The sequence below is a fragment of the Streptomyces mesophilus genome, from assembly GCF_011044995.1.
Classification (GTDB): domain Bacteria; phylum Actinomycetota; class Actinomycetes; order Streptomycetales; family Streptomycetaceae; genus Streptomyces; species Streptomyces mesophilus.
Window position 1 is genome coordinate 1 of the sequence record NZ_JAAKZW010000499.1, and the last position, 567, is coordinate 567.

The following is a 567-nucleotide window of genomic DNA, read 5'->3' on the forward strand; positions in this document are numbered from 1 at the left end:
GGGTGATCGGCGGCAGGGCGCAGGCGGAGTCGCCGGAGTGGATGCCGGCTTCCTCGATGTGCTCCATGACGCCACCGAGGTACAGCTCCTGCCCGTCGTACAGGGCGTCGACGTCGATCTCGATCGCATCATCCAGGAAGCGGTCCACCAGCACCGGCCGGGTGGGGCTGATCTCGGTGGACTCTTCGATGTACGTGGCGAGGCGGGCCTCGTCGTACACGATCTCCATGCCGCGCCCACCCAGCACATACGAGGGGCGCACCAGGACCGGGTAGCCGATCTCATCCGCGATCGTCTTCGCCTCGACGAACGTCGTCGCGGTGCCGTGCTTCGGCGCCGGCAGACCGGCCTCCGCCAGGACCCGGCCGAAGGCGCCACGGTCCTCCGCGGCGTGAATCGCCTCCGGGGATGTGCCCACGACCGGAACGCCGTTGTCCTTCAGCGCCTGCGACAGACCCAGCGGGGTCTGGCCGCCGAGCTGCACGATCACACCCGCGAGCGGGCCGGCCTGCTGCTCGGCGTGCACGATCTCCAGCACGTCCTCGAGGGTGAGCGGCTCGAAGTACA

Annotated in this window: 1 protein-coding gene; it reads right to left on the reverse strand. The window is 69.5% G+C overall.

Annotation, left to right across the window (positions count from 1 at the left end):
- On the reverse strand, positions 1–567 hold a 567-nt coding region (locus G6045_RS40780; protein WP_456243487.1), incomplete at both ends, for an ATP-binding protein.